The 19894-nt window shown below is 70.0% G+C and carries 24 protein-coding genes; 14 read left to right on the top strand and 10 right to left on the bottom strand.

Features of this window, described 5'->3' with window-relative positions; genetic code table 11:
* The first annotated feature begins 313 nt into the window (after positions 1-313).
* The 3 genes from BMG523DRAFT_RS12835 (at position 314) to BMG523DRAFT_RS12825 (ending at position 3477) form a co-directional block, all read left to right on the top strand.
* Positions 314-1480, top strand: coding sequence for a DegT/DnrJ/EryC1/StrS family aminotransferase (locus tag BMG523DRAFT_RS12835; protein WP_023839849.1), 1167 nt, complete (start codon positions 314-316; stop codon positions 1478-1480).
* Positions 1477-2607 carry a Gfo/Idh/MocA family protein gene (locus BMG523DRAFT_RS12830; RefSeq protein WP_023839848.1) on the top strand — a complete coding sequence of 377 codons (1131 nt, stop codon included), beginning with the start codon at positions 1477-1479 and terminating at the stop codon, positions 2605-2607. Before BMG523DRAFT_RS12835 ends, BMG523DRAFT_RS12830 begins: the two co-directional genes overlap by 4 nt.
* A 108-nt stretch (positions 2608-2715) precedes the next feature.
* A complete protein-coding gene (locus BMG523DRAFT_RS12825) occupies positions 2716-3477 on the top strand; it encodes an HAD-IA family hydrolase (RefSeq protein ID WP_023839847.1) in 762 nt (253 codons plus the stop codon).
* Here the strand turns inward: BMG523DRAFT_RS12825 and BMG523DRAFT_RS12820 are convergent.
* Genes BMG523DRAFT_RS12820 through BMG523DRAFT_RS12810 form a run of 3 tightly spaced genes read right to left on the bottom strand, consistent with a single transcriptional unit; the run spans position 3444 to position 6410 of the window.
* A complete protein-coding gene (locus tag BMG523DRAFT_RS12820) occupies positions 3444-4496 on the bottom strand; it encodes an ROK family protein (RefSeq protein ID WP_023839846.1) in 1053 nt (350 codons plus the stop codon). The two genes, BMG523DRAFT_RS12825 and BMG523DRAFT_RS12820, sit on opposite strands and share 34 nt — an antisense overlap.
* A gap of 16 nt (positions 4497-4512) precedes the next feature.
* Positions 4513-5334, bottom strand: coding sequence for a shikimate dehydrogenase (locus BMG523DRAFT_RS12815; RefSeq protein ID WP_011434898.1), 822 nt, complete (start codon positions 5332-5334; stop codon positions 4513-4515).
* Positions 5335-5339: 5 nt separating this feature from the next.
* The gene (locus BMG523DRAFT_RS12810; RefSeq protein WP_011434899.1) at positions 5340-6410 is read right to left on the bottom strand and encodes a 3-dehydroquinate synthase; all 1071 of its coding nucleotides are present in this window, start codon (positions 6408-6410) and stop codon (positions 5340-5342) included.
* A gap of 270 nt (positions 6411-6680) precedes the next feature.
* Here BMG523DRAFT_RS12810 and BMG523DRAFT_RS12805 point away from each other — a divergent pair, with 270 nt between their 5' ends.
* The gene (locus BMG523DRAFT_RS12805) at positions 6681-7133 is read left to right on the top strand and encodes a MarR family winged helix-turn-helix transcriptional regulator (RefSeq protein WP_011434900.1); all 453 of its coding nucleotides are present in this window, start codon (positions 6681-6683) and stop codon (positions 7131-7133) included.
* Between the two features lie 402 nt (positions 7134-7535).
* Here the strand turns inward: BMG523DRAFT_RS12805 and BMG523DRAFT_RS12800 are convergent, their stop codons facing one another.
* From BMG523DRAFT_RS12800 to BMG523DRAFT_RS12780, 5 genes are all read right to left on the bottom strand, one after another.
* Entirely contained in the window at positions 7536-8108 is a 573-nt protein-coding gene (locus BMG523DRAFT_RS12800; RefSeq protein WP_108913486.1) for a VOC family protein, read from the bottom strand.
* A 185-nt stretch (positions 8109-8293) separates the two neighbouring features.
* Positions 8294-9943, bottom strand: coding sequence for an NAD(P)/FAD-dependent oxidoreductase (locus BMG523DRAFT_RS12795; protein WP_011434902.1), 1650 nt, complete (start codon positions 9941-9943; stop codon positions 8294-8296).
* 325 nt (positions 9944-10268) lie between these two features.
* Positions 10269-10448, bottom strand: coding sequence for a hypothetical protein (locus BMG523DRAFT_RS12790; RefSeq protein ID WP_023839841.1), 180 nt, complete (start codon positions 10446-10448; stop codon positions 10269-10271).
* Between the two features lie 51 nt (positions 10449-10499).
* Positions 10500-11885, bottom strand: coding sequence for an L-seryl-tRNA(Sec) selenium transferase (gene selA, locus BMG523DRAFT_RS12785; RefSeq protein WP_023839840.1), 1386 nt, complete (start codon positions 11883-11885; stop codon positions 10500-10502).
* A 243-nt stretch (positions 11886-12128) separates the two neighbouring features.
* Positions 12129-12641 carry a hypothetical protein gene (locus tag BMG523DRAFT_RS12780; RefSeq protein ID WP_043591262.1) on the bottom strand — a complete coding sequence of 171 codons (513 nt, stop codon included), beginning with the start codon at positions 12639-12641 and terminating at the stop codon, positions 12129-12131.
* 285 nt (positions 12642-12926) lie between these two features.
* Here BMG523DRAFT_RS12780 and BMG523DRAFT_RS12775 point away from each other — a divergent pair, with 285 nt between their 5' ends.
* A complete protein-coding gene (locus BMG523DRAFT_RS12775; protein WP_035729468.1) occupies positions 12927-13286 on the top strand; it encodes an STAS domain-containing protein in 360 nt (119 codons plus the stop codon).
* 29 nt (positions 13287-13315) lie between these two features.
* On the opposite strand, the gene mshD is transcribed toward BMG523DRAFT_RS12775, so the two are convergent.
* Positions 13316-14350, bottom strand: a complete 1035-nt coding sequence (gene mshD / locus BMG523DRAFT_RS12770; RefSeq protein ID WP_011434906.1) for a mycothiol synthase — start codon at positions 14348-14350, stop codon at positions 13316-13318.
* A 196-nt stretch (positions 14351-14546) separates the two neighbouring features.
* Positions 14547-15299 (bottom strand): response regulator transcription factor, encoded by a 753-nt coding sequence (locus tag BMG523DRAFT_RS12765; protein ID WP_011434907.1) that lies wholly within the window; start codon positions 15297-15299, stop codon positions 14547-14549.
* A gap of 337 nt (positions 15300-15636) precedes the next feature.
* On the opposite strand from BMG523DRAFT_RS12765, the gene BMG523DRAFT_RS12760 reads away from it, so the two are divergent.
* The 9 genes from BMG523DRAFT_RS12760 (at position 15637) to BMG523DRAFT_RS12730 (ending at position 19890) form a co-directional block, all read left to right on the top strand.
* Entirely contained in the window at positions 15637-16209 is a 573-nt protein-coding gene (locus tag BMG523DRAFT_RS12760; protein WP_051623861.1) for a hypothetical protein, read from the top strand.
* A gap of 35 nt (positions 16210-16244) precedes the next feature.
* On the top strand, positions 16245-16499 hold the full coding sequence (locus BMG523DRAFT_RS12755) for a MoaD/ThiS family protein (RefSeq protein WP_035729657.1): 255 nt from the start codon (positions 16245-16247) through the stop codon (positions 16497-16499).
* On the top strand, positions 16496-16621 hold the full coding sequence (locus BMG523DRAFT_RS27005; RefSeq protein WP_023839837.1) for a hypothetical protein: 126 nt from the start codon (positions 16496-16498) through the stop codon (positions 16619-16621). Before BMG523DRAFT_RS12755 ends, BMG523DRAFT_RS27005 begins: the two co-directional genes overlap by 4 nt.
* 32 nt (positions 16622-16653) lie before the next feature.
* A complete protein-coding gene (locus BMG523DRAFT_RS12750) occupies positions 16654-17595 on the top strand; it encodes a hypothetical protein (protein WP_023839836.1) in 942 nt (313 codons plus the stop codon).
* A 127-nt stretch (positions 17596-17722) separates the two neighbouring features.
* Positions 17723-18127, top strand: coding sequence for a thioredoxin family protein (locus tag BMG523DRAFT_RS12745; protein WP_049761040.1), 405 nt, complete (start codon positions 17723-17725; stop codon positions 18125-18127).
* Positions 18093-18242, top strand: a complete 150-nt coding sequence (locus tag BMG523DRAFT_RS27365) for a putative leader peptide (RefSeq protein WP_368671105.1) — start codon at positions 18093-18095, stop codon at positions 18240-18242. The genes BMG523DRAFT_RS12745 and BMG523DRAFT_RS27365 overlap by 35 nt, the downstream gene beginning before the upstream one ends.
* 95 nt (positions 18243-18337) lie before the next feature.
* Positions 18338-18757, top strand: coding sequence for a DUF4395 domain-containing protein (locus BMG523DRAFT_RS12740; RefSeq protein WP_011434912.1), 420 nt, complete (start codon positions 18338-18340; stop codon positions 18755-18757).
* Positions 18754-19587, top strand: coding sequence for a sulfurtransferase (locus tag BMG523DRAFT_RS12735; RefSeq protein ID WP_011434913.1), 834 nt, complete (start codon positions 18754-18756; stop codon positions 19585-19587). The genes BMG523DRAFT_RS12740 and BMG523DRAFT_RS12735 overlap by 4 nt, the downstream gene beginning before the upstream one ends.
* Positions 19588-19590: 3 nt before the next feature.
* On the top strand, positions 19591-19890 hold the full coding sequence (locus BMG523DRAFT_RS12730; RefSeq protein ID WP_011434914.1) for a DUF1416 domain-containing protein: 300 nt from the start codon (positions 19591-19593) through the stop codon (positions 19888-19890).
* The last annotated feature ends 4 nt before the right edge of the window (positions 19891-19894 follow it).

Below are 19894 nucleotides of genomic sequence, written 5' to 3'. Positions count from 1 at the left end.
ACATGCTGGCCGGCTCGATGGTCGGCGTTTCTGATCCGGAACCCCACATTTATAGCAAAGCCACCTGCTGGACACCTGCAAGCAGAAAGGGCCAGCTGGGGTGTTCTTATCAAGTCTATCTGTAGTCTGTCCGTTGATATTAGCGTGTCATGTCCGGAGGGCGATGGGGAACCCGGGGGTACCGAGGTACCGTCCGTCATGCATCCTCTCGCGTAGATTCCTTCGCCGATCGCGATAATGGAACCGCCGACGGAACCTCGATCCCGGCGCGAAGAACAACGATACGGTCACGGGCAAGAAAAGGGTGGGGATCATGATCGGTAGAGCACGGCCAGCGCCGGAGTTGCCGGCCTGGCCGCAGTACTCCGACGAGGAGCGCGGTGGTCTGATCCGGGCGTTGGAACAGGGCCAGTGGTGGCGCATGGGCGGCAGTGAGGTCGACACTTTCGAGCGGGAATTCGCTGCCTACCACGGGGCCGGCTACGCCCTCGCCGTAACCAACGGGACGCACGCGTTGGAGCTCGCGTTGCAGGTCCTGGGGGTCGGACCCGGCAGTGAGGTCATCGTGCCGGCGTTCACCTTCATCTCCTCCTCGCAGGCGGCCCAGCGCCTCGGCGCGGTGGCCGTGCCGGTCGACATCGACCCGGGCACGTACTGCATCGGGGTCACCGCCGCGGCGGCCGCGGTGACCCCGCGCACTCGGGCGATCATGCCGGTGCATATGGCGGGCCAGGTCTGCGACATGGACGCCCTGGCGAAGCTGTCCGCGGATGCCGGGGTTCCGCTGATCCAGGACGCGGCGCACGCGCACGGTGCGCAGTGGCAGGGTAAGAAGCTCGGCGAGCTGGGCTCGGTGGCGGCGTTCAGCTTCCAGAACGGCAAGCTCATGACCGCCGGCGAGGGCGGCGCCGTCACCTTCCCCGACGCCGAGCTGTACGAACTCGGCTTCCTGCGGCACAGTTGCGGGCGGCCACGCACGGACCGCCGGTACCTCCACCAGACCTCCGGGTCGAATTTCCGGCTCAACGAGTTCTCCGCCGCGGTCCTGCGTGCCCAGCTCGGCCGCCTGGCCGGCCAGATTGACACGCGTGAGGAGCGCTGGCCGGTGCTGGCGGGCGCGCTTGCCGACATCCCGGGTGTCGTCCCGCAGGGCCGCGACGACCGGTGCGACCGCAATCCGCACTACATGGCGATGTTCCGGTTGCCCGGGTTCAGTGAGGAGCGCCGCAACGCGTTCGTCGACGCCCTTGTGGACCGCGGGCTGCCCGCTTTCGCCGCGTTCCGGGCGATCTACCGGTCCAACGGCTTCTGGGAGACCGGTGCCCCGGACGAAACGGTGGACGAGATCGCGAAGCGCTGCCCGAACACCGAGGCGATCAGCGCGGACGGCGTCTGGCTGCACCATCGGACGTTGCTCGGCACCGAAGAACAGATGCACCAGGTCGCGGCCATCGTGGCCGAGACCCTGGCCGAGCTGTGAGCCGAGGCGAGACCGGCAACCCCACGCGGACTCCGCTGCGGGTCGCCGTGGTGGGGCTGGGCTGGGCCGGCCGGTCGATCTGGCTTCCCCGGCTGCGAGAACACCCGGAGTTCGTCGTGGTCACGGCCGTCGATTCCGATTCCGGGGCCCGCCGGGCGGCGGCCGGGGCCGACCCGGGCCTGGCCGTGCTCGCCGACGTCGACGAGATCGACCGGACTCAGGTCGACCTCGCGGTCGTGGCGGTGCCCAACCACCGGCACGCCGAGATCGCAGCCCGGCTGCTGAGCGCCGGTATTCCGGTTTTCCTGGAGAAGCCGGTGTGCCTGAGCTCGGCCGAGGCCGACCGGCTCGCGGCGGCCGAGCGCGCGGGCGACACCATCCTGCTCGCTGGGAGCGCCGCGCGGTACCGGGCGGATGTCAGCCGGCTCTACGAGCTCGCCGACGGGCTCGGTGCCATCCGGCACGTCGATCTCGCCTGGATCCGGGCCCGGGGCATTCCCGACGCCGGTGGCTGGTTCACCCGGCGGGACCTCTCCGGCGGCGGAGCCCTGGTAGACCTCGGCTGGCACCTGCTCGACACCCTCACCCCGCTGCTGGGCAGCGTCCGTTTCCAGCAGGTGGTCGGGACGATCTCGGACGACTTCGTCAGCGACGGCTCCTGGGCGGCCTCCTGGCGTCACGACGATGGCACCGGGCCGGCTGTCGGCGTCGGCGGTGACGTCGAGGACACCGCACGTGGCTTCCTGGTCACCGAGAACGGGGTCTCGGTGTCGTTGCGGGCGAGCTGGGCCTCGCACGAGGCCCGGGACGTCACCCTGATCAACGTCGAGGGTGCCGCGGGCACCGCGTCGCTGCGCTGCACGTTCGGTTTCGGTCCAAACCGGCAGGATCGTTCGGTTCTGACCCGCACCCGGGCCGGCGAGACCGTGGCGGTGCCTGTGCCCGACGAACCGATCGGAACGGAGTACCGCCGCCAGCTCGATGAACTGCCCGCGCTGCTGGCGGATCCCGCGTCCCGGGGGCGGGCGATCGAGGAGGTCCGCCCGACGATCGCCGCCATCGAGAGGTTCTACGACTCCGCGCGCTCGCACCGGTCCGTCGCGCCGCTCGCGCACGCGACTCGCTGAGGTCACGCATCCACGACCTGTGTCACGACCTGTGTCACGAATATCGAACGGCACCCAACGTCGAGCCCGGGGGGGCACGTGGGAACTGAGCTGAAACCCTGGTCGGCCATGACCACCACCGGGACCGGTGCGGGGACGACCATCGGGACCGGTGCGGCGTCCGGAACACGGAAACGTGCGGTCATCTTCGATCTCGACGGGGTGCTGGTCGACAGCTTCGGAGTGATGCGGCAGGCGTTCACGATCGCCTACGCCGAGGTCGTGGGTCCCGGCGAGCCCCCGTTCGAGCAGTACAATCGGCACCTGGGACGCTACTTCCCGGACATCATGCGGATTATGAATTTGCCGCTGGAGATGGAGGAGCCGTTCGTCCGCGAGAGCTATCGGCTGGCCCACCAGGTGGTGCTCTTCGAAGGGGTCGCCGCGCTGCTGCGGAGCCTGCACGAGCGCGGCCTCGGGCTCGCGGTCGCCACCGGCAAGGCGGGTCCACGGGCCCGGCACCTGCTGGGTGAGCTCGACATTCTGCCGATCTTCGATTATGTCATCGGCTCTGATGAGATCGCCCGTCCCAAGCCGGCGCCGGACATCGTGAACCGGGCACTTGAGCTGTTGGGCGTGGCGCCGAATGAGGCGATGATGATCGGGGACGCGGTCGCCGACCTGGAGAGCGCGCGTGCGGCCGGCGTGATGGCGGTGGCCGCGCTGTGGGGCGAGGCGGACGGCGCCGAGCTGGTCGCGGCCGGGCCGGACGCGGTGCTGCGCCGGCCCGCGGAGTTGCTGTCCCTTCTCCGGCCGCACCCGGTCGAACCCGCCGGCACCGCCGGTGTCCCCGCGGCTCAGGCCAGCCGGCCGATCCTCGCCGGCGACTGAGCCGCCAGGAGCGCTCCGAACAGGGAGGACAGGCCGCCCAGCAACGCTGGGCGGACGGGCGCGGGCGGATGTCCCGGACGGGCAAGGGTCTGGGCGTGCTCGGCGACCGCCCGCGGAAATCCAGGCAGGCCGGCCGCGAACCCGCCGCCGACCACCGCCATCGCGGGATGCAGCAGTTCGGTCAGCCCGATGACGGCCGTGGCGATCGCCGCGGCACTCTCGCCTACCGTCCGCACCGCCCAGGCGTCGGCCGCGAGCCAGGCTGCGCGCAGTTCGGCGAAGGTCACCTCCGCACCACGCCGCTGGGTGGCCCGGCGCAGGGTGGCCGGCCCGGACGCGGTTGCCTGCACACATCCGCGGCGGCCGCAGTCGCAGCTGGGCCCGTCGGACGAGATGATCAGATGTCCGATCTCGCTGGAGCCGCGACCGGGCCCCGGGCAGGACCGGCCGCCGAGCACGATCCCGCCGCCGACGCCCGTCCCGACTCCCAGGTAGACCACGTTCTCACAGCCGGCCGCGTCCGCCTCTGCGAGCGCGGCCAGATCGCCGTCGTCGCCGCAGACCACGGTGCTGCCCGGCAGCAGATCCCGCAGCGCGGCGCCGAGGTCGAGCCCGGTCCAGGCCGGCCGGCCCGGCCATGTTGTGACCCGGCCGGCGGCGTCGATGGTCGCGGGCATCGCCACGCCGACGGCGTCAACCCGACCGCCCCATCGGGCAGTCAGCGCGGCAACGTGTGCGGCGAGATCGTCGATGTCCTGGGTGGCGGTCGCCGACGGCGACCACTGGAAGGTTGTCTCCACCGGCCTGACGGGACCCTCCGGTCCGCTCGGCCTGCTCGGGCCGATCTGCTCGTCGCCTCCCATCGGGTTCGTCCCGGCCTGTGCGGCCCCGGCCTGTGCTGTCCTGGCCTGTGCTGTCCTGGCCTGTGCCGTCCCGGCCTGTGCGGCCTCGATGCGCAGCGCGACCTTGGTGCCGCCCACGTCGATACCCAGACAGCCGGTTGGGGATGGTGCACGCATGAGCCCTCGCAGGTCGTCAGGCGGGTGCCGCCGGGACGAGATCGAAGAACGAGCGGTAGAAGCCGATCTGGTGGGCGAGCATGTGGATGCCCGGATGGGTCGGCAGGCCGAGTGCGGCCGCGGCCCGCAGCAGGCGGGTGTCGGGCGGTTTCATGATGATGTCCGCCACGACGCAGCCCGCCGCGAGCCCATCCGGCGGGAAGGGGAGCGGATCGTTCGGACGCAGGCCGAGCGGCGTGGCGTTCACCGCGAGATCGACATCGTGCAGCAGGGGTGTCGCGACGCCGACGGCGCGGTCCGGCCAATGCTCGTCGAGGCGGGCGAGCAGGCCGTCGCGCTTCTCCCGATCCGGATCGTAGATCGACAGCCGTGTGCTGCCGGCGTCGAGCAGCGCGGCCGCGATGGCGCTGCCGGCGCCGCCCGCGCCCAGTAGCGAGACCCGCGTTCCGGCCACCGGACGTCCGGCGGCCGTCAGTCCCCGGACGAATCCCGCTCCGTCGAAGTTGTCGGCCTGCCAGCGCCCGGACGGGCCGCGGCGCAGTGCGTTGGCGCTCCCGCTGATCGCGGCCGCCGGACTGCGTTCGTCGGCAAGGGCGCAGGCGGCGGCCTTGTGCGGAATCGTGATCAGGATGCCGTCCAGGTTCTCGATGCGCCGGAGTCCATCGAGCACGGCGGGGAAGTCCGCCTGCCGGGCGTGCACCGGTACGAGGACGGCGTCAAGCCCGAGTTCGTCGAACAGCGGATTGAGTAACGACGGCGCCTGTACCTGTTCGACGGGATCCCCGACGACGGCGAACAGACGGGTGGCGCCCGTGACAGCATGCGCGGCCGGTGGCACGGGCGTCAGGCCAGCGGCCCGCGCGGCATGTCGCCGAGCGTCTTCATGACCAGGTCCTCCGGAATGTCGCCCACCAGCTGTGGGCCGTCCGCACCGTCGAGCACGAAGGTGAGGCCGGTGTTCGTCGACTTCTTGTCCAGACGCATCACGGCGACGAGTTCGGCGGCGTCCGCCTCGGTGGGCAGGGCCGTCGGCAGCCCGTAGCCGCGGACCACGTCCAGGTGCTCGCGGACCCGATCGTCCCCGATCCGGCCGAGCTCCCCGGCGAGACGGCCGGCGAACACGGTGCCGATCGCCACCGCCTCACCGTGGCGCAGCACGAAGTCGGTGACGCGCTCCAGGGCATGCCCCAGGGTGTGGCCGTAGTTGAGGATGTGGCGCAGGCTTGAGTCCCGTTCGTCCCGAGCGACGACGGCGGCCTTGAGCGCCACGCTGGCGGTGATCTGCTCCGTCACCGGCAGACCGCGCAGGTCCCCGGTGCCGATGAAGTGGGCCCGCGCGATCTCGCCGTAGCCGTTGATCCACTCCCGCCGGGGCAGGGTCCGCAGGTGGTCGGTGTCGCAGAGGACGGCGCTGGGTTGCCAGTAGGCACCGAGGAGGTTCTTGCCGGCGGGCAGGTTCACCGCCGTCTTCCCGCCGACGCTCGCGTCCACCTGGGCGAGCAGGGATGTCGGGAGGTGTACCACCGCCACGCCGCGGTGGTACAACGCCGCGGCGAGCCCGACGACGTCCGTGGTGGTTCCCCCGCCGCAGGAGATGACGACGTCCGACCGGGTCAGCCCGAAAGCCGCGAACCGGCCGCAGAGCGCCTCGACGTTCGACAGGTTCTTGTCCGCCTCGCCGTCCCGTGCGGCCAGCCGCAGTACCGGCACGCCCGGGTCGGGAACCGCGTCCTGCGGCCGCGCCGAGACGATGACGGCCCGCCGGGCGCCGATCCGCGCGACGATGTCGGGCAGGATTCGGCGGACCCCGGGACCGATATCGATCGGATAGCTGCGTGAGCCGAGGTCCACCGAGACCCGTCGATGATCGGCGGTGATCTGCTCGATCGGACTCGTCCGCTGTGCTGTGAGCATGCCCGTCACGGTGTGCCTTCCGGATCCGCGGTCGCGTGCTGGCGCCTGCCTGGTGCCTTGCGGTGGTTCTGCACGGGGCCGCCCCGGCAATTCTGCCGTGCCCGGCAGTCGCACCCTTCCGCCGGGTCGGGTGTGAGCCATCGCACTTCCTCCTTCCGTGCGTCTTCGTCGCTCCCGCGCGCCACCGACGCCCCGCGTGGGTCGGTGCCCCCGCGTGGATCCGCACCCCGCACGAATTGGTGCATGGTGCACGCAGAGTAGGGTCGTGTGGTGGGTTCAGACGACGGCGCGAGGCTCGCGACAGCGCTCGGACTTCTCCTGACCCGGCCGAACCGGACGCGTCTGTTCGGGGAGTTGCTCTCCTCGGCGGACGTCGGACTCGACGAGGCTGTCTACCCCGTGCTCAACGGTCTGGCCCGTACGGGCCCGACCACGGCGCGCAAGCTGAGCATGGAGATCGGCATCGACCGTTCGGTGGTGAGCCGGCACAGTGATCGTCTCGAGGCGCTCGGGTTGCTGCGCCGTTCGGCCGATCCCGATGACGCCCGCGCGGTCCGCCTGACGCTCACCGACGAGGGCCGGGCCGCCATCGATCGCTCTCGGCGTCGGCTGGCCGACGTCTTCCAGCGCATGCTCGACGACTGGCCCGCCGAGGACGCGCGTGCCTTCGTCGCCGGCATGGAACGCTTTGTCGCGGAGCATCTTGCCGGTCGGGACCGGTGACCAGGCCGAACCAGGGCAGCGGACGGGGGAAGATTGCAACCTTCGTCGCCATCGCGACGACGCTCATCGGTGTGATCATCGGGATTGCCGTTCACGGCTCCTGACGGCTTGGCCTTTTCTGGTTCGAGGAACGGGTGACGGGTGTTGTCAACGGATGTTGTCAACGAGTGTTGTTAATGCTTCATCTCTCGACGCCGGCGGTTTGGAGGTTCTCGCCTTTACGCTGGCTGCTAGTGACGGGGGAGATGCGCACGGCAACATAGCGGCGCCCGCGGAACATCGGAAGGCCCGTACCTGCAGGGAGGCCGCCCGGCTCGGGGGGTGCCGGGCGGCCTCGATTGATGATGACATTTGGATGGCCGCCAGGACAAGCCCGCGAGGACGGCAGGTTTCGGACAGTGATCACCAACCGTTCTGTCCGGCACCCCCGGGGATGAGTTCGATCAGTAGTCCGGAACCCGCGTCGAGATAGGCCCGTCGCGGGTTCCGAGCGTCCGGCCGGAGTTGCTCGACCAGGCATCCCGCGGCGACCGCCCGGTGCAGGCACGCCGGCAGGTCGTCGACCTCGTAGCCGATGGAGAACAACCCCTCGCCACGTTGGTCGAGAATTTCCCGCCCTGTCCACGGCCGCTCGCCGGGTTCCACCAGCTCGACCAGGCTGCTGCCGAAGCGGCCGAACGCGATCCGGACGTCCTCGATCATGATCGGTCGATCGCGCCAGACGGCGGGGCCGGAGACGACCCGCGACTCCCACGCATCGACCCCGAGGGAGACGGCATACCGTTCCCGGGCAGCGTCGAGGTCCGCGACGAGGATGCCGAGATGGTGGAACGTCAGCTCGCCCAGCATCTCCTCGATGACCCGTGCCGCCAGCAGGGCGCAGGCCGGTGAATGGGGCGTGGTGCGGACGGACGACGACGCCGGATCCGGCGTCGTCCGGATCCAGTCCTCCCGATTCTGGATGATTGTCTCCATCACCGCGGCTCCCTCCATGCCCCTGGCCCAGGCAGAGGGCGAGGGCGCCGATCGTATCGCCGTCCTCCGTCCTCCCTGCTCTCGCCGTTCTGCGGGCTGTTCTCGCCGTTCCGCGGGTGCCGTCGATCAGGACGATCCCGTCGCGGATGGAGGCGGGATGGCCCCGACCCTCAGCGGCCCGACCTTTAGAGGGTTGCCGGAGTGGGCACCCCACCCGTGCGGGTGAGCAGGTCGTCGAGGTCGTACTCGTACCAGCGGCGGAGCGGCTCGGGGGAACTCGTGCGCCCCCACTCGTACATGCGGCGCTGGGCTTCGAAGGAGCCGTCGTGCCAGCGGCGCAGCACATCGCCCAGCCGGAGCGGAGCGGGGAGGAAGTCGGCGCCGCCCAGCAGAGTGGCGAGCCGTTCGACGGCGGCGGCCGGGGCCAGCCGGCCGGCCTCGACCTCGTCCATCACGGCGCTGAGCGAGTCGAAGAAGGGCTGGAATTCCGGCAGATCGGGGCAGAAAGTGCCCAGATGTGGCGCGTCGAGCAGGCGGTCGAACAGCGCCGGATCGCCCTTTTCCAGATAGCCGAAGTAGGTTCCGACGATCCGGGAGATGCCCATGTTCCAGCCCAGGAACCACACCTTCGACCACGCCCGCCACAGGTCGAAGTCGCGGAACGAGACATAGGAGCCGTGTACGAGCTTGTCATTGACGTCCAGGATCGTCTGGTTGAGCGTGTCGATGTGGCCGAAGCGTTCCGCCGAGAAGTCGTCGTCGGCGAGGGCCTCTATCAGGGTTGGTGCGAGGGCGTAGATGACCTGCATGGTGTTGGCCATGCCACGGGAGAACAGCGCGTCGATCGCCCCGGCTGCGTGGGACATCATCGCCCAGCGGTCACCGACCGTCCGCGAGCTGGAGTACTGGGTGCGACCGGTGGAGATCCAGTCCCAGGCGGGCCGGGCACCGGCGAACTGGCGCGCGATACTGGGGAACCGCTCAAGATAAGCGTTCCATTCCTGCTCGGCGGGTACCGAGGGATCCCTGGGGAAGCGTCGCGAGTCGAGGTTGAGCCCGACGCTGCACAGTGGGTTGGTGGCCCGCTGGTGATTGTCGAACGGGATCACCCACAGCCAGCCGCCGTCGAACAGATGGTGCAGGGTGCCTTGGTGCCACAGCGACGGCTGCCCGCTCGGGAGGGTCACCTCGTCGAAGGGGGTGACCCCCACCATGTGGGTGAACAGGGTGCGGGAGTTCGTCCGGAACCGGCAGGGATCCTCTCGCAGGGCGAACTGGTTCGCCAACACGGAGTTGCGTCCTGAGGCGTCGACGACGTAGCGAACGCGGATCCGTTCGCCGGCCCCTGTCGTCAGCGTCGCGGCGTCGTCGGCGAAGTCGACTTTTTCCACCATCGTGCGTTGCCGCGGTTCGGCTCCGTAACGGACGGCCGTATAGAAGAGGTAAGCATCGATGTCCTGGCGGTGCATGTGCATTTCCGGGCCGTTCGGAAACTCCGAAACGCTGCACTGAGTGACCTCTTCGGGGTTCTGGAGCGCACCCTCGTGGTGGTAGACGAATCCGAAGTTGCGCTTCACTCCGCAGGCCGAGGTGACGTGGGAGCGGACGCCCTCGAAGCTGCTCACATGGCCGAGCTCGGGGACGTCGAACCGCTGGGCGAGCAACTTCAGCAGATAGGTCGTCTCACCGATGGTCGACTCCCCGAGCGCGAAACGTGGATGCGTGCCACTGTCAATCAGAACCACGCGGTGACCGTGTCGGGCGAGGATATTGGCCAGCGTCGAGCCGGCGATGCCGCTACCGAGGATGGCAACCGAATAGTCGTACCCGCTCATTGCGTGACTCCTTGGACGCCGCTATCCGAGGTGGCCGACTGCATCCGCCGCACTCCTTAAAGGATCACAATCAGCACAACCAGTACACAACGACGTACTGAACCACCTCTACGGCCCCTGGTCCCAGTAAGCGGTATATCGATGCCGATGGGTAATCAAGATTCCTGAATCGGAAGTTTGAGTTATATGCCGGATTTGAAACATTTGCTCTATAATGCCCTGATGTCTGGGCCCGTCAGCGGGCCCGCCACGTGCGAAGAAGCGATGCGGGTCCCCGCCGTCGCCGAGCGAACCGTGAATCGCTTATTTCTCCGTCGTTTTAGCGTTAGGTGGAGGTCTGGATCGGCCGTCCACTGATCGTGAACGAGTCGAGCAGCGTGGACTCCCCGTTCCACCGGTACCGTTCATCCGGGGTCCCCGTGGGTGCGCCGGGCCAGACGAGCAGGTGGACGAGCCCGTAGCAGAGCAGGGTCAGCGCGGCGGCGACCGAACCCAGCCGTCTCACCGCGCCGGCGAACGCCGGCGAACGCCGGGGAGTCGTAGGGGCGGCCGAGGCTCACGGCGCCCGTCGGCCGGGCACGGTGGCGCGCGGGATGGCCATGGATTCGATCGTCATGACGTCGGCATCCTCGGCGATGTGCGGCTCGGTCGGGGCGTCGGTGATCGTGGTCGCGCCGGCTTCGGTCGCGGCAGCCAGCACGGCGGCGGCGAGGACGGGATCGAGTTCCACCGGAACGGTCCGCAGATCGAGCAGGCAGCATCCCTGCTCCACCCGGCCCAACACGGACGGCTCGCCCTGGCGCAGGGGGGCGGCGATGACTGCGTCCAGGGCCACCGCGGCGCTTGGCAGCTCCGGGCCGAAGCCGCCGAACCCTTTGATCGTCAGACCACTCTCCGGGCCCGCCGGGGCCATGCCGTCTTCGTCTCGTGCGCCCTCGCGCCGGTGGCCGCCCGATCGACGGAATGCGGCGTCGTTCGGCAGCGGCGACGATCCACCCCCGCCACCGTCAACGACCGCACGACTCGCCACAGCCGAGGCTGCGATGCCCGAACGCCGTAGCCACGCGGCGAGCGTCTCGGCCCGCGTTGTCAGCCGTTCCGGTCGGGCGTGCAACGCCTGCCTGACCGGGGAGTCGGGATGGCTGAGGGTGGCTTCCAGCGCGGCGAGTGTGAGCTTTCCGACCCGCATTGCCCGGGCCATCGGATGCCGACGTATCCGGTCGATCAGGTCGGCGCGTCCCAGCAGCAGGCCGCACTGAGGCCCGCCGAGCAGCTTGTCCGCGCTGGTCGTGACCACGTTAACGCCGAAGCCGAGCCAGGTCGTGACGTCGGGTTCATCGGCGAGGAGCGGCTCGGGGTGTAGCAGCCCGGAGCCGCAGTCACCGACGAGGGGGATCTCGAAATCGGCGCAGAGCGCGGCAAGATCGTTGATCGCAGGGGTGTCAGTCAGCCCCACCACCTGATAGCTGGACGGATGCACGTGCAGCACGAGCCCGGTCTCCGGCCCGATCGCGTCGGCGTAGTCCCCGAGCGTCGTGCGGTTGGTGGTGCCGACTTCCCGCAGTCGAGCCCCGGTGCAGACCAGCAGTTCGGGCAGCCGGAACCCGTCCGCCGTCTCCACCAGCTCCCCGCGGCTCACCACGATCTCCCGCCGCCCGGCCAGCGCCGTCACCGCGAGGATCAGCCCTGCCGCGTTGTTGTTGACGATGTGCACGCCCGCCGCCGCGGGCACCGCGGCTGCCAACGCGGCCAGGGCGGTACGTCCTCGTCGTCCTCGCCGTCCGGTCCCGAGGTCAAGCTCGAGGTCGGTCGTGCCGGCTGCCAGGTCGAGGGCCGCGCGGGCGGCCGCGGACAGGGGAGCTCGGCCGAGCCCTCCGTGGAGCAGGACGCCGGTAGCGTTGATTACTGGGCGCAGTCCGGTGGCGGCGCGGGCGAGCGTCATCGGTGTCGCTACCGGCGTCGTCGGGCTGTCCTGGGCCGGGGATGCGAACAGACTTGTACGATCAATCACTCTCGGTGAAGCTAGTGCTCCTCCTCGTGGGATTCCGGACCTGGCCGGGACGGCGGCGTGGCCTGTCGGGTGTCTGCCCCTGCTGGGTGCCTGTAGGATCGGCCCGCTGCCCGCACGGCTCTGGCCGTCCTTTCGATGATCAAAGCGGCGCATGGTCAGGCCTCGGACCTTCGGTCACCCGGACGGCCCCCCGCCCAGATTGATCGTCGGCCAGGGTGGATCGTCGACGCTGAAGATGAGGGCGACGTCGGTGTCGGAGACGAAATCGACGAGCCGTGCCCCCGCCGGTAGCAGAGCCAGCGCGTGACGGAGCTCCGCGGCGCTCGATCCTTCCTCAGCGGAGATGATGTGCCGCGAGCGGACCCCGCAGGCGAGGTCGGCAGGCGGCGGTGCAGCGCCGGAGGGCCGGGACGCGGAGCGCCCCACGCTGGAGAGCGCGGCGCTGGACAACAGAGCGGCGAGCCGGTGCGCCTCGTCCGGCACGAGATGCGCGACGCAGAGAACGTCGAGCAGGGCCGACTGGGTGCGGAGAACGACGACCGGGGTTCTCCGCGGGACGCTGGGCTGCGTTCCCACGGTGATGACCGTGCCGTCGATCCGGCCGATGAAGGTGATGACGTCCGGGGGAGTGTCATCCGGGGTCCGGGGCGGGGTCCGGGGCGGGGTCCGGGGCGGGTCGATGTCCATGCGTAGACGCTCTCATCGGGCAGCTCGTCATCCCATCCCGCGCGGCGGGGAGCATGCGGGACGGACGGGCGGATGACGACGGGCGGATGACGACGGGCGGGGCGCGGACAAGCGTGCTGACGGACGCGCGATGAGAAGTCGCCCCTGGCGAGGTCGGCCGCGTGTGGAAGTACCTCGGTCGGGGTACGGGGCCATGGTCGCGCTTGCCCAAAGGCGCGGCGCGACACGGGAGGCAGCCCGGCCGGCTTCTCGTGGCGCTCACGCCGTCCGGTCGCAAGCGGAGCCATGGAGCCAAGCGTGCGGGTTGAGGTGACCGACCGTGATGCCATCGTCGTGCATCCGGCCGGCGACATCGACTATTCGTCCCTGGATCCCCTGCGCGAGGCACTGCTCGACGCACGGGTCGCCGGAGTAAAAGAGATCATCGTGGATCTGGAGCAGGTGAGCTTCCTCGACTCGCAGGGGTTGGCGGTCATCCTGTTCGCCCACCAGCGTCAGCGCTCGGCCGGTGGCCGTCTCGTGCTGCGTAACCTCAACGAGGACGCCTACCGCCTGCTGCATGTCACGAACCTGAGTGCCGTGATAGACGTCGATCACGGCGACTCCGCCCCCGCGCGCGGCCTGGCGACCCGTCAGGGCGCCTGAGCCACGGGTGCCTTCCGGCCCTGGCCGGATCAACCCGTGGACGGCCTCTCCCAGTGGTAGGAGACGTCGCGGACGTAGGTGATGAAGCCGAGTCCGGTGTACATCCGCACGGCGCGGACATTGTCCTCGTCCACGTACAGCAGGACCGAGTCGAGCCCCTCGGCCTGCAGATGCCGCAGGCCGATCAGGGTAAGTGCCCGGCCGAGTCCCGCGCCGCCCGCCCCCGGGAGCACGCCCACCACGTAGACCTCGCCGATGGGCCCCGGCTGCGCGTTCCGTGGCGGCGTCTGGTCGGTCTCGTGCACCTTCGTCCAGTGGAAGCCGACGAGTGCGCCGTCGTGCTCCGCGAGGAAGAAGCCACGCGGGTCGAACCACGGCTCGGCCCGGCGCCGGGCCAGATCGTCCAGGGTCCACCGGCCCTGCTCCGGATGATCAGCGAAGGCGGCCGCATTGACGGCCAGCCAGGCCCGGTCGTCCTGGTCGGGGACGAAGGTGCGGACCGTCACACCGGCCGGCAGCCGGGGGTCCGGCAGGGGCGTCCCGGCCGCCAGCGGTCGCCGAAGCTGGAGCAGCACCCTCGTGCGAGTGAACGTGAGCCGGGTAGCCAGTGCCGCGGCGGCCGGCAGGTCGCCGTGGGCCCAGATGTCGAGGCGGGACGACGGCGCCGCGAGGGCCTCGGTCAGTCCGCCAACCAGAGCCGTGCCGACGCCGCGTCCGCGGTGGTCGGGATGGACGACCACCTCGGCCTGCCGTGCCTGGTCCACGCCGCCCAGATGGGCGTAGCCGATGATCCGCCCGGCGGGGACGCGGCCCGGCATGGTCGACGTGTCCGCGGCGTTCTGGTCACCAGGGGTGTCCGGGACATTCGGGCCGCTCGTGTCCGCGGCGGCCGACACGGCCAGCAGGTGCCGGCCGGCGCCGATCCGCAGTCCGGGCCGGAGGGCCAGCCGGACGTCCTCGGACACCGGCCCGGTGCCGTCCGCCCGCTCCGCGGCGGCGAGGAGGCTCACGATGTCGTCCACGTCCATGGCGCTCAGGGTCTGCTGCCAGCTCAGCGAGGTCACCGGACGACCGTATGACGCTGGGCGGCCCTCGACGGTGCGGTCGGGAGGCCCCGGTCGCGAGGCCCCGGACGCGAGGCCGAATCCTGGCTCCTGGAGCCAGGATTTGGGCCTCGCGCCGGCGATGCCGTCCTACTGGCGGTGCCCGGGGTGCCGGGATGCCGGGATGCCACGCGGCGGACGGGTGTCCGCGGTGACGTCAGACCCGCTCGGGGGTCCGGGACTCGTCACGGCCGATCCGGCCGACCTCCCCGGGGGTGTTCTCCGGCAGCGGTGCGATGGGCGGCGCGACGAACTTGTACCCGACGTGCCGAACAGTACCGATCATCGCTTCGTGCTCGGGGCCGAGCTTCGCTCGCAGCCGCCGGACGTGGACGTCCACCGTGCGGGTGCCGCCGTAGTAGTCGTAACCCCAGACCTCCTGCAACAGCTGGGCGCGGGTGAAGACCCGGCCCGGGTGTTGCGCGAGGTACTTCAGCAGCTCGAACTCCTTGAAGGTGAGCTCGAGCGGCCGGCCCCGCAACTTGGCCGAGTAGGTGGTCTCGTCGACCGACAGGTCGCCGGACCGGATGACACCGGCTTCGGCCGTGCCGCCGGCGGCGGCGACCCGACCGATGGCCAGCCGCAACCGGGCCTCGACCTCGGCGGGACCCGCGGAATCGAGGACGACGTCGTCAACCCCCCAGTCCGCGGACACCGCCGCCAGCCCACCCTCGGTCACCAGCGCCAGCAGCGGCGTGGTGAGCCCGGTGGTGCGTAGCAGCCGGCACAGACCGCGGGCGATCACAAGCTCCCGGCGGCCATCCACCACGATCACATCCACCGGCGGGGCGTCCAGCAGCGCGCTCGCCTCGAGCGGGGCGACCCGTACGGTGTGGGTGAGAAGCCCAAGCGACGGAAACGACTCGGCGGACGGACCGGGGGCGTTGGTGAGCAAAAGGACGACGCTCAAGACGACTCCTCCAGGTGGTGTGTGGTGGGGCAGCGTCGACCCGGTGAGTAACTCGATGCCCGGCGCTGGGCGTCTCACGACCGTCATGGGCATGAAACGAAGGCCGGTATGTGGGGAGGATAGCGGAGTGTCCTACTCGGCTCCTACCGTCTACGGGCCACTACCTACGGCGGATGGTGAGATCCCGACCACGAGTCATGATCGCTGGAGCGGTCGGGTGCCCGGTGCGTCACGCAATCTGGCTGTAGTGGTCACCCATGGCTTCTCCTGTTCGACGTCACGCCTGGCGCTGCAAACAGTGATGGTCGGATTACGTCCACATCCCGATGTCCAGGTCATGGATCTGCAAGCGTACGACCGATCCACCAGACTGTGCACTTTCGGTGACCCCGAGGTGCTGGATGTCGGTGCGGCCGTCGGCGTGGCTGCCGGCGCGGCCCGTCGACTCGGCTACCAGCGGGTCTGCCTCACGGGATGGTCGATGGGATGGTCGGTGGACGGTGCCGCCGTGCCGCGGCACGGCGTGCTGATCCAGGTGGGCGAGCCCGCCCACAGCCATCGCCGTCGGCATCCCCCGGAGGCGGTAGCCAATGCGAGCGCGGCCAGCCGGTGGTTCGTGCGGGACACCGCTCGGATGCGCCGGATCCATCGGCTGGCCGAGCGGCCCACCGGCCGGATGGTGGCACGGCGCCTGTTACGGGTGCGTATCGGCCCCCACGCGTTCGTACCAATTCCCGCTTCTCCGGTGAAGATAGTTGGTTCGGTCGCACCGACCTCGCCGCTCATCGTCCACGGCTGTCGTGACGGGTATTTCACGCTGAGACATCCGCGCGCGTTGGCCGCCGCGAGGACCGCGAGGACCGCGAGGACCGCCGCCGCGAGGACGGACGAAGGGCCGGAAGGACGGTGACGGACGAGACCGCAGGGGCGGGCCGGCCCGCGTCGATCGCGCGGGTGACCGTCCGCTACTGGGCCGCCGCCAGGGACGCCGCGGGGGTGTCCCAGGAGGAGATCGGCGCGGATACGCTGGCCGCTCTGCTCGATGTCGTCGCGGCCCGCCACGGCGGGACCCTGCCGGCGCTGCTGCGACGGTGCTCCTACCTCGTCGACGACCAGCCCGTGGGCCGGCGGGATCCGGCGGGGGTCATCCTGCGTGACGGTTGCGTAGTCGAGGCCCTCCCACCCTTCGCCGGGGGATGACGCTGTTCGTCGTCGGTCCGGAGATCGTCGGTCCGGAGGCTATCGCCGCTGGGGAGACCGTTGACGCGGAGGTCCTCGCCGCCCGGCCCGGGGTCGCGCCCGGCTGGGACGGCGCGACGTGAGCCGCCCGAGCCGGACATGACAGCATGGCCCGGTGAGCGCAGGCGATCCCGGCACGCCCCATGGCGTCCTCGTCCCGGACGAGGCTGCGTCCATCCCCGCAGCCCGATGGGCGCCGGGTGCTTTGCCGTTGGCGGCCCTGGTGGCTACCGGCCTGGTGATGGCGGCCGCAGCCCTCGGCACGGGAGCCCTCGCGGCGGTCCTCATCGTCGAACAGATCGCGTTTGCCTGGGCCTGGGTCCGGATACTCCGGGCGTCGACCGGTACCACCCTGCTCGTGGCGGCCTGGGGTGTCCTCGGTGACGTGGTCCTGTTGGCCTCGGACCGGCCCAGCTACGGATCGTTGGCCGGCGTCGTCGGGATCGCCGTGGCGGTCATGATCCTCTACCAGCTCGCCCGACGCCGGTCAGCTCCCGTATCCGGGGCAGGCTCGGTGTCTGCCAATGGTTCGAGCCCGGTGTCTGCCAACGGTTCGAGTCCGCCGCCCGGTCCTGCCGTGCGGGTCGGTGCGGATCTCGCCGCGGCGCTGAGTGGAATCATCTTCTGCGCGCTTTTCGCCGGTTACCTTGCGCTGCGTGTCGGGTCCGGCGCGCACCATCCGGCCGATCTGCTGGTCATCGCCGGCCTTCTCGGCGCGGGTGGCACGGTCGTGGCGGGCCGGCTGGTGGGATGGGCGGGCGTTCCGGTGGTGCCGGCCGGGGCGGTCGGCGTTCTGGTCGGCGCGGCGCTGGGGGCCGGCTTCGGTGCCCTCGACCCCGATCGCCTGGCGGTGGGGGCCGCCGTCGCGATCGCCGCGGCGGGAGCGGCCGTGGCCGCCGTCATCGATTTGGTGCTGGCGCGGGCCCGCGACGCCGAGCCGCGGGTCGGCCCGGTCGCCACCTCGGCGCTGGTCGCGGACGTCCTGCTCACCGCCATCCTGCCGCTGGCCTCCGCGGCGCCACTGGTGTATTTCGTCGGCCGGCATCTGCCCGCGTGAGTCGATCGTCGGGCCGCGGCGGGGCCTGGACGGGAAGAGCCGGGGCCTGTCGGATGCTGTAGAAGCCGTGACCGGAATGTGGGTGTTGTCGGTGGCGACCGTGGCTGCTCTCGGGCTGGGGGTGCTCATGCGGGTCCGGGACGGACGGTTCCGGCCGGTAGACGGCGGGCTGCGGGCCGAGTTCGCGTCGCTGGGCGAGACGATGGGGGAGCGGGCGACGCTGCTGCAGTTCTCCACGGCGTTCTGCGCCCCCTGCCGGTCCACCCGTCGGGTGCTGGCAGGGGTTGCCGAGGTCGTGCCCGGGGTACGCCATGTCGAGGTTGATGCGGAGGCGCATCTCGACCTCGTCCGTCGGCTGGGGATCAGGCGGACTCCGACGGTACTGATCGTTGACGGTCATGGCAGGGAGGTGCGGCGCGCGAGCGGTGCCCCGCCGACGCGTGCGGCGGTGTTCGCCACTCTCGAAGAGATCGTTTCCGGTGGGATCAATCGGGCAGATGGTGATCCTTCGGATTCATCGTCGGCGGGTTAACACAGACGTGACGTTCACTGCTACCGTGACACGAACCATGTCCCAGATACAGCTTGTGAAGCGCCGCGCGGTCGATCTGTGCCGCGTACACAGCTGTCTGTGTTGTCTTTCCTGATCGTGGGTTGATGTTCCTCAGCCGTGATCGGCTGGCCCCGGTGCATCGCCACGTCCGAGCGGGTAGTCCAAGCCGGAAGTCAGGAGAAGGCTCTCGTGGTAGATCCTCGTGGGATGCGGTTCGCCGCTGCCGTCACCACGATCATGCTCGCCGTGATACTGCTCGCCGGCAGCCGCTGGTTGCTGCTCGCGCAGACCGTGGTGTTCGGGGTGGGGGCGGTGGCCGGGGTCCGGCACGCGCCCTACGGGCTGGTGTTCCGTTCCCTGATCCGGCCGAGGCTGGGGCCGCCGGCCGCCACCGAGGACGCCGCGCCGCCCCGGTTCGCCCAGCTGGTCGGCGCGATCTTCGGCGTCGTGGGTCTCGTGGGATTCTTCGCGGGGATGCCGGCACTCGGTTACGTCGCGGTGGCCCTGGCCTTCGTGGCGGCCCTCCTCAATGCGGCGTTCGAGTTCTGTCTCGGGTGCCAGCTGTATCTTTTTCTCCATTCGATAGCCGTGAAAGGAGCACGCACATGAGTCGTGAGAAGGCGCTGGTCGACGCCTCGTGGGTCGAAGCGAACCGTAACGACCCGAAGGTCGTCCTGGTCGAGGTCGACGAGGACGTCTCCGCGTACGACAAGGGGCACATCCCGGGGGCGGTGCGTCTCGACTGGAAGTCCGAGCTTCAGGACCCGGTCATTCGTGACTTCATCAACAGGGAGCAGTTCGAGAAGCTTCTCTCCGAGAAGGGGATCTCGAACGACGACATCGTCGTGCTCTACGGCGGGAACAACAACTGGTTCGCCGCATACGCATACTGGTACTTCAGCCTCTACGGCCACGCCGACGTCCGCCTGCTCGACGGTGGTCGCAAGAAGTGGGAGCTCGACAGCCGTGAGCTGACCACCGAGGCCACCCCGCGCCAGCCCACCAGCTACACCGCCCCGGAGCCGCGCACCGACATCCGGGCCTTCCGTGAGGAGGTCATCTCCGCGATCGGTGAGAAGGCCCTGGTGGACGTCCGGTCGCCCGACGAGTTCTCCGGCAGGCTGCTCGCTCCCGCGCACCTGCCGCAGGAGCAGTCCCAGCGGGCCGGGCACATCCCCACGGCGAAGAACATCCCGTGGGCGAAGACCGCGAACGAGGACGGCACGTTCAAGAGCAATGACGAGCTGACCGGCCTCTACACCGAGGCCGGGGTCGACCTGTCCAGGGACATCATCGCCTACTGCCGTATCGGCGAGCGTTCGGCGCACACCTGGTTCGCGCTGCACGAGTTGCTCGACCTGCCGAACGTGAAAAACTACGACGGTTCGTGGACCGAGTACGGCTCGCTCGTCGGCGTGCCGATCGAGAAGGGCGCGTGAGCCATGTGCGGCGCCATCAGCGGTGGACCATCTGTGGAGGGAATTGACGTGGCCAAGGAAACCGTGATCCAGGGGGTCGTGGTGCAGGGCGGGGAGCCGGTTTCGACCGGTTATGCCCGCCTGCTGGACGAAGGCGGCGATTTCACCGCCGAGGTTCCGTTGTCCGCGACGGGTCAGTTTCGTTTCTTCGCGCGGCCGGGGCAGTGGACCGTCCGGGCTCTTGTCCCCGGCGCGACCGGCGAGCGCAAGGTCGTCGCCCGTCAGGGTGAGCCGGTCGACACCCAGGTCGAGGTCGCGGCCTGACGTC

Origin of the sequence: Frankia sp. BMG5.23, assembly GCF_000685765.2 — a bacterium.
Classification (GTDB): domain Bacteria; phylum Actinomycetota; class Actinomycetes; order Frankiales; family Frankiaceae; genus Frankia; species Frankia casuarinae.
The sequence above is the reverse complement of the archived record's forward strand: the minus strand, read 5'-3'. Positions and strand labels throughout refer to the sequence as shown.

What these genes read in the sequence shown, in the direction of transcription:
- BMG523DRAFT_RS12775 (WP_035729468.1), top strand. Translation starts at nt 12,927, where the DNA reads ATGGAGCCAAGCGTGCGGGTTGAGGTGACCGACCGTGATGCCATCGTC.
- BMG523DRAFT_RS12730 (WP_011434914.1), top strand. Translation starts at nt 19,591, where the DNA reads ATGTGCGGCGCCATCAGCGGTGGACCATCTGTGGAGGGAATTGACGTG.
- BMG523DRAFT_RS27365 (WP_368671105.1), top strand. Translation starts at nt 18,093, where the DNA reads ATGGTGATCCTTCGGATTCATCGTCGGCGGGTTAACACAGACGTGACG.
- selA (WP_023839840.1), bottom strand. Translation starts at nt 11,885, where the DNA reads ATGACGCTCGCCCGCGCCGCCACCGGACTGCGCCCAGTAATCAACGCT.
- BMG523DRAFT_RS12825 (WP_023839847.1), top strand. Translation starts at nt 2,716, where the DNA reads ATGACCACCACCGGGACCGGTGCGGGGACGACCATCGGGACCGGTGCG.
- BMG523DRAFT_RS12735 (WP_011434913.1), top strand. Translation starts at nt 18,754, where the DNA reads ATGAGTCGTGAGAAGGCGCTGGTCGACGCCTCGTGGGTCGAAGCGAAC.
- BMG523DRAFT_RS12780 (WP_043591262.1), bottom strand. Translation starts at nt 12,641, where the DNA reads ATGGACATCGACCCGCCCCGGACCCCGCCCCGGACCCCGCCCCGGACC.
- BMG523DRAFT_RS12760 (WP_051623861.1), top strand. Translation starts at nt 15,637, where the DNA reads ATGGATCTGCAAGCGTACGACCGATCCACCAGACTGTGCACTTTCGGT.
- BMG523DRAFT_RS12810 (WP_011434899.1), bottom strand. Translation starts at nt 6,410, where the DNA reads ATGCTCACAGCACAGCGGACGAGTCCGATCGAGCAGATCACCGCCGAT.
- BMG523DRAFT_RS12795 (WP_011434902.1), bottom strand. Translation starts at nt 9,943, where the DNA reads ATGAGCGGGTACGACTATTCGGTTGCCATCCTCGGTAGCGGCATCGCC.
- BMG523DRAFT_RS12800 (WP_108913486.1), bottom strand. Translation starts at nt 8,108, where the DNA reads ATGGAGACAATCATCCAGAATCGGGAGGACTGGATCCGGACGACGCCG.
- BMG523DRAFT_RS12835 (WP_023839849.1), top strand. Translation starts at nt 314, where the DNA reads ATGATCGGTAGAGCACGGCCAGCGCCGGAGTTGCCGGCCTGGCCGCAG.
- BMG523DRAFT_RS12820 (WP_023839846.1), bottom strand. Translation starts at nt 4,496, where the DNA reads ATGCGTGCACCATCCCCAACCGGCTGTCTGGGTATCGACGTGGGCGGC.
- BMG523DRAFT_RS12745 (WP_049761040.1), top strand. Translation starts at nt 17,723, where the DNA reads ATGCGGGTCCGGGACGGACGGTTCCGGCCGGTAGACGGCGGGCTGCGG.
- BMG523DRAFT_RS27005 (WP_023839837.1), top strand. Translation starts at nt 16,496, where the DNA reads ATGACGCTGTTCGTCGTCGGTCCGGAGATCGTCGGTCCGGAGGCTATC.